Origin of the sequence: Vibrio lamellibrachiae (assembly GCF_050337265.1) — a bacterium.
Lineage (GTDB): Bacteria > Pseudomonadota > Gammaproteobacteria > Enterobacterales > Vibrionaceae > Vibrio > Vibrio kyushuensis.
In genome coordinates, this window is record NZ_JAKJSU010000020.1 from 16470 (window position 1) to 28877 (window position 12408).

Annotated in this window: 12 protein-coding genes and 1 pseudogene; 4 read left to right on the top strand and 9 right to left on the bottom strand. The window is 42.5% G+C overall.

All coding sequences use genetic code 11. From position 1 onward, the window contains the following. Nucleotides 1–324: 324 nt before the first annotated feature. The gene (locus L4C54_RS23255) at nucleotides 325–1503 is read right to left on the bottom strand and encodes a helix-turn-helix domain-containing protein (RefSeq protein WP_428809979.1); all 1179 of its coding nucleotides are present in this window, start codon (nucleotides 1501–1503) and stop codon (nucleotides 325–327) included. 261 nt (nucleotides 1504–1764) lie between these two features. Between L4C54_RS23255 and L4C54_RS23260 the strand changes: the two genes are divergently transcribed. Together L4C54_RS23260 and L4C54_RS23265 are read left to right on the top strand one after the other, a co-directional pair. Beyond that, nucleotides 1765–2421: a hypothetical protein gene (locus L4C54_RS23260; protein ID WP_428809980.1), complete on the top strand. Its 657-nt coding sequence runs from the start codon at nucleotides 1765–1767 to the stop codon at nucleotides 2419–2421. A 64-nt stretch (nucleotides 2422–2485) separates the two neighbouring features. Then, nucleotides 2486–2692, top strand: a pseudogene (locus L4C54_RS23265) (integrase); the annotation flags it as partial. Nucleotides 2693–3124: 432 nt separating this feature from the next. Here the strand turns inward: L4C54_RS23265 and L4C54_RS23270 are convergent. Beyond that, entirely contained in the window at nucleotides 3125–3658 is a 534-nt protein-coding gene (locus tag L4C54_RS23270; protein WP_428809981.1) for an RDD family protein, read from the bottom strand. Nucleotides 3659–3680: 22 nt separating this feature from the next. Next, on the bottom strand, nucleotides 3681–4070 hold the full coding sequence (locus L4C54_RS23275) for a hypothetical protein (RefSeq protein WP_428809982.1): 390 nt from the start codon (nucleotides 4068–4070) through the stop codon (nucleotides 3681–3683). 605 nt (nucleotides 4071–4675) lie between these two features. Between L4C54_RS23275 and L4C54_RS23280 the strand changes: the two genes are divergently transcribed. Next, the gene (locus L4C54_RS23280) at nucleotides 4676–5629 is read left to right on the top strand and encodes a hypothetical protein (protein WP_428809983.1); all 954 of its coding nucleotides are present in this window, start codon (nucleotides 4676–4678) and stop codon (nucleotides 5627–5629) included. 38 nt (nucleotides 5630–5667) lie between these two features. After that, a complete protein-coding gene (locus tag L4C54_RS23285) occupies nucleotides 5668–5832 on the top strand; it encodes a hypothetical protein (protein WP_428809984.1) in 165 nt (54 codons plus the stop codon). Between the two features lie 105 nt (nucleotides 5833–5937). Here L4C54_RS23285 and L4C54_RS23290 read toward each other — a convergent pair whose 3' ends face one another. The 6 genes from L4C54_RS23290 to L4C54_RS23315 form a co-directional block, all read right to left on the bottom strand. Next, nucleotides 5938–6486: a hypothetical protein gene (locus L4C54_RS23290; protein WP_428809985.1), complete on the bottom strand. Its 549-nt coding sequence runs from the start codon at nucleotides 6484–6486 to the stop codon at nucleotides 5938–5940. Between the two features lie 85 nt (nucleotides 6487–6571). Beyond that, a complete protein-coding gene (locus tag L4C54_RS23295; RefSeq protein ID WP_428809986.1) occupies nucleotides 6572–8017 on the bottom strand; it encodes an NAD-dependent succinate-semialdehyde dehydrogenase in 1446 nt (481 codons plus the stop codon). Nucleotides 8018–8061: 44 nt separating this feature from the next. Beyond that, nucleotides 8062–9012 (bottom strand): cache domain-containing protein, encoded by a 951-nt coding sequence (locus L4C54_RS23300; protein WP_428809987.1) that lies wholly within the window; start codon nucleotides 9010–9012, stop codon nucleotides 8062–8064. 97 nt (nucleotides 9013–9109) lie between these two features. Continuing rightward, a complete protein-coding gene (locus tag L4C54_RS23305; RefSeq protein ID WP_428809988.1) occupies nucleotides 9110–10450 on the bottom strand; it encodes a TRAP transporter large permease in 1341 nt (446 codons plus the stop codon). 9 nt (nucleotides 10451–10459) lie between these two features. Beyond that, a complete protein-coding gene (locus tag L4C54_RS23310) occupies nucleotides 10460–11062 on the bottom strand; it encodes a TRAP transporter small permease (RefSeq protein ID WP_428809989.1) in 603 nt (200 codons plus the stop codon). 213 nt (nucleotides 11063–11275) lie between these two features. After that, a complete protein-coding gene (locus L4C54_RS23315; RefSeq protein ID WP_428810016.1) occupies nucleotides 11276–12238 on the bottom strand; it encodes a TRAP transporter substrate-binding protein in 963 nt (320 codons plus the stop codon). Between the last annotated feature and the right edge of the window lie 170 nt (nucleotides 12239–12408).

A 12408-nucleotide genomic window follows, 5' to 3' on the forward strand; every position in this document is an offset into this window, starting at 1 on the left:
GAAGGGAATTTTTGACAGATAGAATCGTAGTGGATTAGCTAAACTAGCCGCTTGATTATAAGCTTTTCAATACATAACATAATCCGTCAAATACTAATTTAGTAAAGCTGCTAGCAAGGTTCTGTCCAGAGACGTTTCAGCCAGGGTTGAAACTCGCCTTTGCCCGACAACAGCTACGAACTTTACTAAAAACAGATCCCTGACACTTCAATAATAAGTAACCAAATACAGACTTGAAATGTAGAGTACTTTGCCAGATTGAAAACACTAACTGAACGCCACTAGTGTGTTGGATTAAAGCATGTCGTATAGTGCCGTTTACTCTTATTTTCCATCAGTCTCGGCGGCGTATTGCGACTTACGAAATTCTGTTGGCGTTTTTCCGGTTTCATTTTTAAATGCTTTGTAAAAAGATGACCGTGCGTTAAAGCCGACTCCTAGGGCTATGTTAAGTACAGTATCTTCATTGGCGATTATCTTGGGCTTTGCCGTTTCAACTCGCCATTTATTCACAAAATCAAAGAAATTTGTGCCCATGGTGCCGTTCAATGTTTGCGAAATATAGTTTGGGGAAATAGCAACATGCTGCGCGAGCTTATGTAACGATAGGCTTGAGTCTAAATGCAGTTGCTCCGACTCCATCGCTGAAGTAATTTTATCAGCGATACGCTGAGCTTGCTCCTCACTCAGAGCAGAACGCTCATATTTGTTATCAGTGATGAAGTTTGAGCTTACAGGCGCTGAGACATCAGGTAAATATCGTCCCTCAAACCCTGGTTTTTGTCGTAGCCCCCAATAAGCTAACGTCCACACCAGGATCAGTAGTAGTGTTAAACCAAACCGATACCCAAACAAAGCCGTGTCATACACCAATGTGGACAATAAGTTTACAAAGGAAAGCAGCCAAGTGCCTGCGATAATGCACAATATCCAACTCAACCAGCTTAGTTCTCGCCTTTCATTACTGGCAAACAAATCTTTCAACTGCTTTCTGTATCGAGTTAGACGAGTCACTATTTGGACAACATAGTACCCAGATTGCACCGCCCACAGCAGCATTGCCAGAAAAATGCTGACCACGACAACAAGGGGGGATCCAGTATCGATTTCTGCTCCCTCGTCAAAAATGGCCCGCTGCAATTCAAGCGGTAAGCTTATTATCAACCCAGCGATAACTAAACCAAATACAAAGGGAATGAGATGAATGGTGTGTTTAGGTCGCACCTGCCAGGGTGTTGTTGACGTTAATCCATCGACATACAGCCAGAATGTGGGACCTAGAAGAAGCCATGCGGGAAAAATAGAAGCAATATAGATCGTTTCCCATGTAGGTACGAGCAAAAAGACAGCGGGCCCTAGCGCAATGACCCCATGCGCAACAAAGAAAATTGCGAGTGGGAAATATGTTTGGGTATTGCGCGAACGAAACAGAAATTGAGGCAAACAAAATCCAATTTGCCCAAGTGTCACCATTGTAATCGCTAACGCGACGAGATCGCCCAAGGCACTTCCCCTCTTCCATGTATAGCTCGTTAGCTACTGTCCACTAATTGTACTGCCTATTATTCAATTAAAACACAAGAAAGTGTCCGCCCTTATAGTCTCGGACGACATAAGCCATTATAAAAGCGAGACTTAGACTCAACCTTTAGATAGCTAAGCCTCCGGCGTATGAACAATCTAAAGGTGAGCAGTTTGTTGGCAACCAAGATTTGAGTGACTTGATAGAGACGAGGCTCAGTCAATATATAAGGAAGATTTATAGTGAATAACCTTCAAAAAGTGGGTGGTGTAGCAGCGCTTTTAAACGCTTGTCTATACATAACAGGTTTTATTTTCTTTGGCGCGTTTTGGCACTTCCCTTTAGAGGCTGATGTAGTACAAAAATTAACGTTTCTAGCGGAACATCTTGTAGCATTATCAACCATTAACTTTTTTCTGTATGTCGCGTTTGGCGTATTGTTAGCCATATTAGTGGTGGCCCTCTATTACAGTTTAAAAGACCATGCTCCGGTTTTTTCACCATTGGCTAGCGTATTTGGATTGATCTGGGTTGGTTTAGTGATTGCGAGTGGAATGATCGCAAATGTCGGGTTAGCTGCTGTTATTAAACTTTCAGTAACCGATCCAGAGCAGGCATGGTCACTCTGGTTAGCTATTGATACTGTCGCGGAAGGAATCGGAGGTGGAAACGAGGTTGTTGGAGGCCTGTGGGTTCTACTATTGAGTATCGCTGCCATCAAAAACAGTAAGTTCTCTAACAATATGAACTACCTAGGTGTTTTTGTTGGGCTTACTGGCGTTATGACGGTTTACCCAGCCGATATACCAGCAATCCTGTTTGGCTTGAGTCAGATTGTCTGGTTCATATGGCTAGGGTTAACAATGTTGGCAGCTGTGAATTTCAGTCGAAATTCGTGATGATGAGCCTCAAGATTACGAGATTACGAGATTACGAGATTACGAGATTAGGGTGCCTTATTAGAACAGGGCTATAAAGCTTGGGTTTAATACAAATTATTATAGAACTCAGTCTATGCGTCGAACTAAAGCAACTTTAGTCTATGCCAGAACGAAAAACATTAGGGTGGTACAGATCTTACTTGAGTATTCGAAGCTAGATAACACCATTCGATATTTAGGAGTAGAACAGGAAGACACTCTGAGGCTGTCAGAGGAAGCAGATTTCTGAAAAGCTTTGGCACTTTGGAGTTCAGGTTCTCTTGGGGCTTATCCTTTAGGGGAACTATACGTCTAGTAAATATCCATCACATTGCTGCCGCTAAATACTTAATCGCTTTGTCCTATATCTAAATATGGCGAACAACTTAAAAAACCTATTCACTTTCAGTCGAAAGCGAGTTATTGGCGCTAAATTCTCAAATATATACGCTTTCAATATCCACCATTTATTCCTATCTAAACTTTTGATTATAAGCACTTGAAACTGATCGGTTTTTTACATTTATCTCCATAAAACATTCGTCAATTTCACCATATATCATTATGGAACAAAAACTTACTGCTTAGACTATTTTGTTCCTACCAACATTGGGCTTTCACCGTTTTTAACGATCTAAAATCTTCCAACCTTCTATTTATAAGACACTCCAAAGTATTTGAGTTACTTTCTTCTTATCACAACGGTTCCAGCAACAAAGTCATGGAGCGCTCTATTTTTATCCGTGACAAGTAAGCTGAGGCCATTTAAAACCGACCAAATAACCATTACCATCATTGTGGGACCGTACCACCCTATTTCACTAGATTGATATAACGCATTTCTCTCTTCCCATGTTAATAGTTCATAAACTTCGGGCGAGACAGTTAAAAGTGCAGAAATAGTAGCAAGGGCTATTAAGATGCTAAATAGAGTATCTATCAAAACTCTCTTCCCAGCTTCTCTATACGAAATCGGTAATTCATCGTAGTCATTGACCACACGAATTTTCACTATTCTCTTACCAATCGTCGCACCATATTTTCCATGGCAATAAAATCGATATAGCGAATACATAAGACCATAAGGAAGGGCTAAATAAAGAGCATAGTAGTAAGAAGTATCGTTAGCATATTCAAATAGAAACATGAATGGCAGCAGTACTATGCCATCAATCGTAGAGGCAATGAGTCTTTTTCCAAATCCCACGTATTTCATCAATTTACCTTTATGTGTTTATTTAGGATGATTGTCGTGCTCCCAAATACGACAAATTTGCTTTTCTTACTACTTCTCTAATTGGAATCATTCGAATTTCAGTGATAATAATGCCAATATAACCAGCTAAAACAGCAGGGATACCACAGACAAGATAAGCAATCGATAACGAGCCGAGTATTTTGTTTGGGTCAAGAAAATAGCGAGTAATTTCAAGAACTAGCATCGCTATTAGGAGTGAATAACTGAACAGCTGCCACCCTTCCCCTGCTGAAACCTCAATACTATTGGTGTATAAACTTTTCCGAATAACGACTCTATTGGTCAAAGTACCTAGCTTCACTGTTAATAAAGTATCTGAACCTGAGACTTCGTATCCCCTCGACGCTAACTCATCAATGATCATTTCCATCGGCTATGCCTTTCACCTCAATTTTTATACCAGTCACTTGAACCACTCATTAATACGTCTAAAGGGTTACCAACCAATTGGTCTTTTTTCATTTTCGCTATAATCGTTTTCGCATACTTCACACTTGAAATAACTAACTTTGGTCTTTGAACTAGACGTGTTAAGCAAAGTACTGAAAACAAAACTTAATAACTTATAATGCCACTTATTCTTACGCTGTCGCTGCTGCTGGACCTTGGAATTGGTTATCTGAATATGATTCGTATTCTGATTACATTGGTTGCAATATAGATCTACATTTAGCTCGTTATTCATCAATTCCCCTTGTGGTTTTTGTTGTTCTTGGAAATCCTAGCTAATGATGCTCAATCAATAAGATTCACATACTTTGAGAGTGCAAATGCACAGAATGCATTTCAAGACCAGTTTGGCACTTATGCGAGCGTATATGCATATATTGAACGAGGCACAACAACAGAATCGACAAATAAAATTAAAAGTTATCTGACTGACAGGAAAATTTGGTAGTCATCGCTACCAATATCAATGTAATCTGGCCCCAACATCTTGAATCGTACCCTGTTATCAGCTTTAAGAACTTCACAATGCCCTCTAAATCCTATTCACCAATCGATGTACCCTTCAACCTTCGACACACTTGCTGGTTTTGCGGCGAGCCATCGTCTGCCCAGCTGCTATTTCCACGCAGCGCTAAATCGAGCAAACACGCAGATCATCCTCCGCTTGAGATACCCGCATGCAGAGAATGTGACTCCATCAAATACCCTGCCCGTTTAACCTCTATCTGGGAGTTACGCTCAAGCATCAAGCAGGCGCTCATCTCCAAATATGCAAAACATTTAGGGATTGGAGAGAACTGGACCGAGCAAGAGCTTATCGACAGCGATTTCTCTGGGGCGATATTGGGCGGCTTCGGTAAAAGTGCTTGGCACATGTATGAAATAGCAAAGCAACGTGTCGCGTTTGAGGGCTGGGAGTTGAGTGTGGATAGCCTTCCACTAGATTGTGTTGATGAAACCAGCAGTTTCGAATTTAACGGCACACACTATTCTTCATTAAGCACCTGTATCGACTACTTTGTAAAAGCCACCAGCATCGATGAAGAATTGCTCACGCAACTAGTGGGTATTGTTACCCCTGCCCGTTTTGAATACGCACTAAAGATAGCGAAACTAAACAAACGAATTTCTAACTCTCAACGTACTCGACTCATTGAAGAAATATCCCTTCAAGAAGCAGAAAAACAGCAAGCAGAGTTAGAGAGCGAATCTAGAAGCGGCGCGAACACCTTCGTAGAAGAAGTGGCCGTTTCAGGCGCAATCGCCCCTATATTCGCTATTCAATGGGCCATTGAACAAGGTATTACCAATCTAGGTGAACTGTGTAATCTTGAAGATGAGTATTTTGACGCGTTCGCTCACTTGGGTGGGGCAGCGGCATTCGCATCGTATAACGGGTTACAATTGTACTTAGAAGCGCGAGAAGACTCAAATTGGATAGAGGAAAACGATCCAAATAAAGAGCTATGGATAAATTAAGCCAGTAATTAACATCATTTAAAGGAGCAGGAATAAGCATGACGAATGATGAAATCATCGAGCTCGATATTGAAAATGTGGAAGACTATGAATTAGACACTTCGAAGCTACCCAGTTTAGAAGCACAAAAATCGATTGTTGATCTAATTGAAAATCACGGCTATTCATTTGACGAAGCAAACAGGATAGTGAAAACACAGTAACTATCTACTACAGTAACTATCTTACGCAGTAAACCGTTTAAGTTTCAAACTCTCAATTAAACGGGTTTACTGCGCTGTATTTTTGTTGGGAAGTTTCGCAACTTACTAGGCGACTTTCTTAAATTTACCGTAGAAGTATTCATTCATTGTCTGAACAATTTTCGAATCTTCCCCGTACATGACGGTTAGCCAATTTGATTTCTCTAAATACACCGTAATGAAGCTATCGACGTCGCTATAAACTTCAAGTAACTCCCTATGTGTACACATCTGTTCGATCAGAGCCAATGCGTGCTTTTGGTCAAGATCATCATTAAGCTTTCTCTGAACGTGGGCAATCTTATATTCCGCTTCTTCAATACGCATGCCTCGTGTGTACGTAAGGCAACTGTTAGCATCACTCCTAATTTGGCCGTATGTTTTCTTATCAAATTCTTGGAAGAAAACGGCTTCATCTTGTCCACAAGTATGTTTTAGGTAACGAAGCCCTGAGCGATAGTTACCCACTCTAGATGCTAGCTCATTCGTTCTGAGGATCTTTCCGGGTGCGATTCTATTTGTTGCGGTGACAAAAACAGACTTCGCTTTAGCCACTGCCTCAATTAAGCAATTTAGCTCCGCCTCTACACTCGCTTGTATTGGTATATAAAACATAAACTTCCCTTATCTTCATTTTATAAAACGAAACTTAGTAAGCCGAATTTTCTAAATTCTGCTTACTATGACTAAACTGATGCCGTTATATTCCCGCCATCATTATGTATTTACTTTCCACGTAATCTTCAATGCCATACTTTGAGCCTTCTCGCCCCAAACCAGACTCTTTGACGCCACCAAATGGAGCGACTTCTGTTGAGATCACGCCTTCATTAACGCCAACAAGCCCTGCTTGCAGTGCATCGGCTACGCGCCATACGCGACCAATATCTCGAGCATAAAAATAGGCAGCTAAGCCCGAATCGGTATCGTTGGCTAACTTGATCACTTCCTGCTCGGAACTAAAGCGGAAACATGCGGCCAAAGGTCCAAAGGTCTCTTCTTGAGCCAGTAGCATTGAATGTTCAGCATCAACAATAACCGTGGGTTCAAAAAAACTGCCACCAAGAGAACCACGCTCTCCGCCAATTAGTATCTTTGCCCCCTTATCAGTCGCGTCTTTTAAGTGCTGTTCTACTTTGTTTAACGCCGCCATATTAATCAAAGGCCCTTGGGTCGCGCCGTCTTCAAAGCCTGACGCTACTTTTAGCTGTGCGACTGCTTTAGCCAACTTATCCGTAAAGGTTTGATAAACAGAGTCATGGATATAGAAGCGATTAACACAAACGCAGGTTTGCCCAGTATTTCTGAATTTGGATGCCATTGCGCCTGCTACAGCCTCATCCAGATCTGCATCGTCAAATACGATAAATGGAGCATTGCCACCGAGTTCAAGCGACAGCTTTTTCACTGTATCTGCGGCCTGTCTCATCAAATGCTTGCCTGTACGTGTTGAGCCCGTGAAAGAGACTTTTCGTATAACCTTACTGCTCATCAGTGTCGAACCAATTTTCTCAGCATCGCCAGCAACCACATTAAATACGCCAGCAGGAACCCCTGCTTTCTCCGCTAATACTGCCAATGCCATTGCAGTTAAGGGCGTCTCTTCAGAAGGTTTTAGTACCATAGTGCAACCCGCTGCCAACGCTGGGCCTGCTTTTCTTGTGATCATGGCCAATGGGAAGTTCCAAGGCGTAATAGCAGCAACCACACCAACAGGCTCTTTAGTGACAATCAGTTTAGAACCGAGTTTATGGGTGGGAATAACATCACCATAGATTCGCTTTCCTTCCTCTGCGAACCAATCTAGAAAGCTCGCGGCATAGACCACTTCCCCTTTGGCTTCAGTGAAAGGCTTGCCCTGTTCTGAGGTTAAAATGATCGCTAGATCATCTTGATGTTCTAACAGCAGTTCCCCCCAGCGTCGCAAGATCGCACCGCGTTCTTTCGCCGTTTTTTCCTTCCAACTTATTAAAGCAATCTCTGCGCTTTCTATCGCGGATAAAGTCAGTTCAACACCGGCTTTGGTGACTTGGCAAAGTATTTCCTCATTGGCTGGGTTAGTTACAGAAAATGTCTGTTCTTCGTTTACCCATCGGCCGTTTATAAAGGCTCCAGATTGTAATAGTTCTTGTTGTTTCAATTGCATTAGAGCTCCCTAAGCCTTTTATAATTAACGTTGTAATAACTGTATTAACGCAGATAGTAACCTACGCCCACTAATTTATTGGCGTACACACGGTAATAGGTATGTTTAGATTCGGTCTTACCCGTTGTCGGGTTGTTCCATCGATAGCTCAGTTCCCCCTCGCCTTTTTCTCGTGCCTGATTGAGCATATTGGTAAGAACATGTTCGCCATCAGAGTTAGTCACTTCTTTATGGGATTTCCCATTTAATTCTGGTGTCGCCCCATGTGCTAGAAAAGTGCCTTTATTAATATCTAGAACAAACACATACAGGTCTTCATCCACAAAATTGCCGTAAGTTTGATTGAACGCATTCAAAGCAGCTTGCTCGTCATTAATGAGGGCTTTAATCGCGACATCAAGAAAATGACGCGCTTGATGGGAAGTCGCTCGAGATGGGTAGTAACCAACCGCAATAATGATGTCATCAACCAAGGTAAACATTGTTCTCTTCGGCTCTCCTTGGCTATCCACTGGGTTGGTCCAATAGTACTCAACCACACCACCACCATCGGCAAGGGACTTTTCAATCATCTCTTTGAAAAACAGCTTTCCTACCATGTCGGTAGTGTCATTGACTTTGTCGCCTATCAGCGCTGCTGAGCCACCACCACTTACTAAAAACGTTCCATTGACGTCAAGTGCAAATACGTAGAGCTCTTCATCGGTAAATTGCTCACTGTTTGCAAAGTTCTCTACCCCATCAGGACCGTTAGTAGCAACATGCTTCACGGCTCTATTAAGCAATTGCCCCGCTCGCTTTTCATCATTCGTCATTATATGAACGTGCGTGCTGTCTGCTTGAGTACCATTTGCGTTAGTGCTGCCTGTACTACTCTCTGTTTTCGTCATTGCTGTTGCGCTGATGAACATTAAGACAGACATCAGGAAGGTTAAAACCAGTTTTTGCCATGTGAATCGTGTATAGGTAGCGACTCGCTTTGTTAAAAATTTCATTGCATCCTCCGGTTCGAATCATCTTTGTCGGTACGTATTTCAATAATCATTGCTGCTATTTAGTCTTTCTTCTTTCGTTATGTCATGCGTAGAATCGTCAATACCCAACTAAAGAAGGTAGCCAGAGCGTCAAAGATGGGAAGAATGCAATGATGAAGATTCCCACAACGGAAGCCGCGACAAAGGGGTGAATGCGAGCCGTAATTTGCTCAACGCTGGCCCCCCCTATTCCGGACGCTACGAAAATATTCTCTCCTAGGGGCGGTGTCGCAAAACCTATCGAAAGGACACACACAACAACAATGCCAACGTGCGTTGGATCCGCGCCTAACATATACATAATCGGCAGCAATACTGGGACGATGATCATTATCGCGGCAAGCGTTTCCATAAACATGCCAATGAAAAGCAGCAGCATGATAGTAAGCGTCCAGACTAAATACATGTTATCGGTCAAGCTGAGTAACGAGTCCGCAACGACCACTGGAATTTTCTGTTCAATCAATAAACGTCCAAAGACCGTAGCTGCAAATAAAATAAGCAATACGCGCCCAGTGATCCACGTTGTGGTCGTCAGCGATTTTAGTATGCTTTCAAAGCGAAGCTCTTTGTGAATAACGAGCCCAACAAAAATTGAGTAAGCAATCGCAACAACAGCAGATTCAGTTGGGGTAAATAGACCGCTATAGATACCGCCAAGAATAAGAAACGGAGCTAGGATAGACCAAACGCCAGCCCTTATCGATTTATGTACGTCGGCCATCGACCAAGAGTCAGTGAGCCCTTTATAGCCACGTTTTTTTGCCAACACATAGTTCGTAGCGATCAACGTAATCGCCATAATAAAGCCAGGAATCACTCCTGCAATAAACAGTTTAGGAATCGATATTGAAGCGAACTCACCATGCTGCTGAATGGCTTCTGGAGGCGGCATCAGTCCCATCGCGGATATGCCAAAAATAACAATCGGAATTGATGGTGGAATAATAATACCAAGGCCACCTGACGCTGCCGTCACGGCTGAGGCATAGCTTCGATCATAATCTCTTTTTACCATTGCTGGCACCATCAACATACCAACGGCAGCTGTTGTTGCAGGGCCTGAGCCTGATATCGCACCAAAAAACAGACACGCCACCACAGTCGCAGCGCCAAGACCACCAGTGACGGGGCCAGCAAGGCTTTCGGCAATGTCGACCAGCCGCTTAGATATTCCCGCAGCTTCCATTAAGGCCCCCGCTAAAACAAACGCTGGTAGTGCCATTAATGGGAAGTTTCCCACCGAGGTAAAGGCTATCTGTACTAAGGCTATCGGGTTTTTATCAAGTAATAGATACGCTGCCATTGATGCCCCTGCCAAAGAGACAGTAATTGGCGCGCCAATGATCAGTAGAAAAAGAAATCCACCAAACAGTATCAGGGTTAAATACGCTTCCATGAATGTCTCCTATTCATCAACAACAGCGGTTTGAAAATTCACATCTGCATCTTTTTTATTGGTGACTTTTTCTTTATCTGCATTTGCTTGTTTCAGTTTTTGGATCTCTTTCATCTCAGGATCGATGTTTTCTACGCCTTTAAATAAACGTAGGTAGTTATTCCATAGAATACGGATGGTCATCAAAGTGAAAGCGATGGGTATGATCATGTAGAAATATTTCATTGGAATGCCTGTGGTTTGGGACTTCCAGAACAAATTCATTTTGTTAAATACAAAGTCATAGCTTAGGTAGACAAAAAATAGATTGAAGGCGACCCAAAGCATATCAGCAATGGTCTCACTTACCTTTTGCACGATGGGTGGAAACCAACGGAATTGGAAACTGACACGATTATGCGCAGACATTTTAGCCGCAACAACAGCGCCCAAATAAGCAAACCAGACAAACATGTACGTAGCGACCTCATCTCCCCATGGTATGGAGTATTGAAATAGCTGTCGCAATAGAATTTGTGCGAAGAGCAGTAATACAAATGAAGCCAACAAAAGTGCACAGCAATATTCTTCGATATTATTGATATGCTGTAACAGCGTTTTCTTCCCTGACATACATCCTCCGGTAAACAACACTCCCCCATATAAATCATCAAGGGATAAATAACTGACCTTTACTCTAATACTTAGATGCTTAGATGCTTAGAATACCGACACTAAGTGCCATAACTAATACGTCTACAATCAATACTTCATGGCCAGTGCATTCAAAACTTATAAGTCACTAATATTGCGGAGCACACGAGCGCTCCGCCATATTAATTTCCCTTATCGGCCTAGCAGGTTAAGGGCTTCGTCTAATTTCTCTTTACCACCGATGCTTGAGTAGAATTTTGGCCAAACGGTAGTCGTTACTTTTTCTATCCACTCTTTCTCGCCGTTAGCAGGGTCTGTGATCACCATGCCCTTCGACGTTAAGTCTTTCTTAATTGAGTCTTCCGTCGCCAGTAAGTACTCATAGCTGTACGCGGTCGCATCTTTCCCTGCTGCCAAAATTGCTTTTTGCATTTCAGGGCTTTGATCTTGGAAGATAGACTCACTCACAATCAATGGTTCTAGAGAGAAGATGTAACGCAGATTAGTGACGTATTTTTGCACTTCATTAAATTTCATCGCAGAAATCGTGATGTATGGATTATCTTGTCCATCAACCACGCCTTGCTGAAGACCAGTGAAGGTTTCAGACCAGGCCATTGGCGTAGGGTTAACGCCCCAAGCTTGGTAAGAAGCGATCATAATTTCGTTACGCGGTACGCGAATCACTAGGCCTTTTAGATCGTCCATCGATTCGATTGGTCGTTTTGAATTGGTTAGAACTCGGAAACCTGAATACGCCCAACCAACAATACGAACACCAGCATCACGAATTGTGTTTTCTACCAACTCTTGACCAATCTCACCTTGAGTGAGCGCCTTTGCTTCTTCTGCGCTTTGAATCACGTAAGGCATGGTTAGCAAACCAACCGTTGGAGAGAAAGGTGTCACGTTATTGATGGCAAGTACCGAAAAGTCGAGCATCCCCATAGAAGCACTGTTGACTGTATCTTGCTCACTACCAAGTTGACCGTTAGGGAAAAGTTCCATTTTTGCTTGTGTCTTAGCTTCTAATAACTCGCTGAACTTTGTGCCCATTTCCCACTGCGTACCGCCAGCGGCATCACCCAATGCCATCTTAAAGGTTTGTGCAAGTGCAAGTGGAGAAGCTAGTGTCATACTAGCGACGGTAATCATTGATAGTAGTGCTCTGTTAGTAAACTTCATATCAGTAACCTTTTATTTCAAATTCGCATCTCTTTAATGAGTGCTTTAGTTATAAGGAGACCAAGGTATGACTGCCTGCATGCTTCCATGCTTACCCGGACTTTACTTTCATTGAATCAAGTTTCTCTTTTTCCTCTTTG

Coding starts and splice junctions, on each gene's coding strand:
- L4C54_RS23305 (WP_428809988.1), bottom strand. CDS start 10,450: ATGGAAGCGTATTTAACCCTGATACTGTTTGGTGGATTTCTTTTTCTA.
- L4C54_RS23300 (WP_428809987.1), bottom strand. CDS start 9,012: ATGAAATTTTTAACAAAGCGAGTCGCTACCTATACACGATTCACATGG.
- L4C54_RS23290 (WP_428809985.1), bottom strand. CDS start 6,486: ATGTTTTATATACCAATACAAGCGAGTGTAGAGGCGGAGCTAAATTGC.
- L4C54_RS23315 (WP_428810016.1), bottom strand. CDS start 12,238: ATGATTACCGTCGCTAGTATGACACTAGCTTCTCCACTTGCACTTGCA.
- L4C54_RS23310 (WP_428809989.1), bottom strand. CDS start 11,062: ATGTCAGGGAAGAAAACGCTGTTACAGCATATCAATAATATCGAAGAA.
- L4C54_RS23275 (WP_428809982.1), bottom strand. CDS start 4,070: ATGGAAATGATCATTGATGAGTTAGCGTCGAGGGGATACGAAGTCTCA.
- L4C54_RS23295 (WP_428809986.1), bottom strand. CDS start 8,017: ATGCAATTGAAACAACAAGAACTATTACAATCTGGAGCCTTTATAAAC.
- L4C54_RS23270 (WP_428809981.1), bottom strand. CDS start 3,658: ATGAAATACGTGGGATTTGGAAAAAGACTCATTGCCTCTACGATTGAT.
- L4C54_RS23280 (WP_428809983.1), top strand. CDS start 4,676: ATGCCCTCTAAATCCTATTCACCAATCGATGTACCCTTCAACCTTCGA.
- L4C54_RS23285 (WP_428809984.1), top strand. CDS start 5,668: ATGACGAATGATGAAATCATCGAGCTCGATATTGAAAATGTGGAAGAC.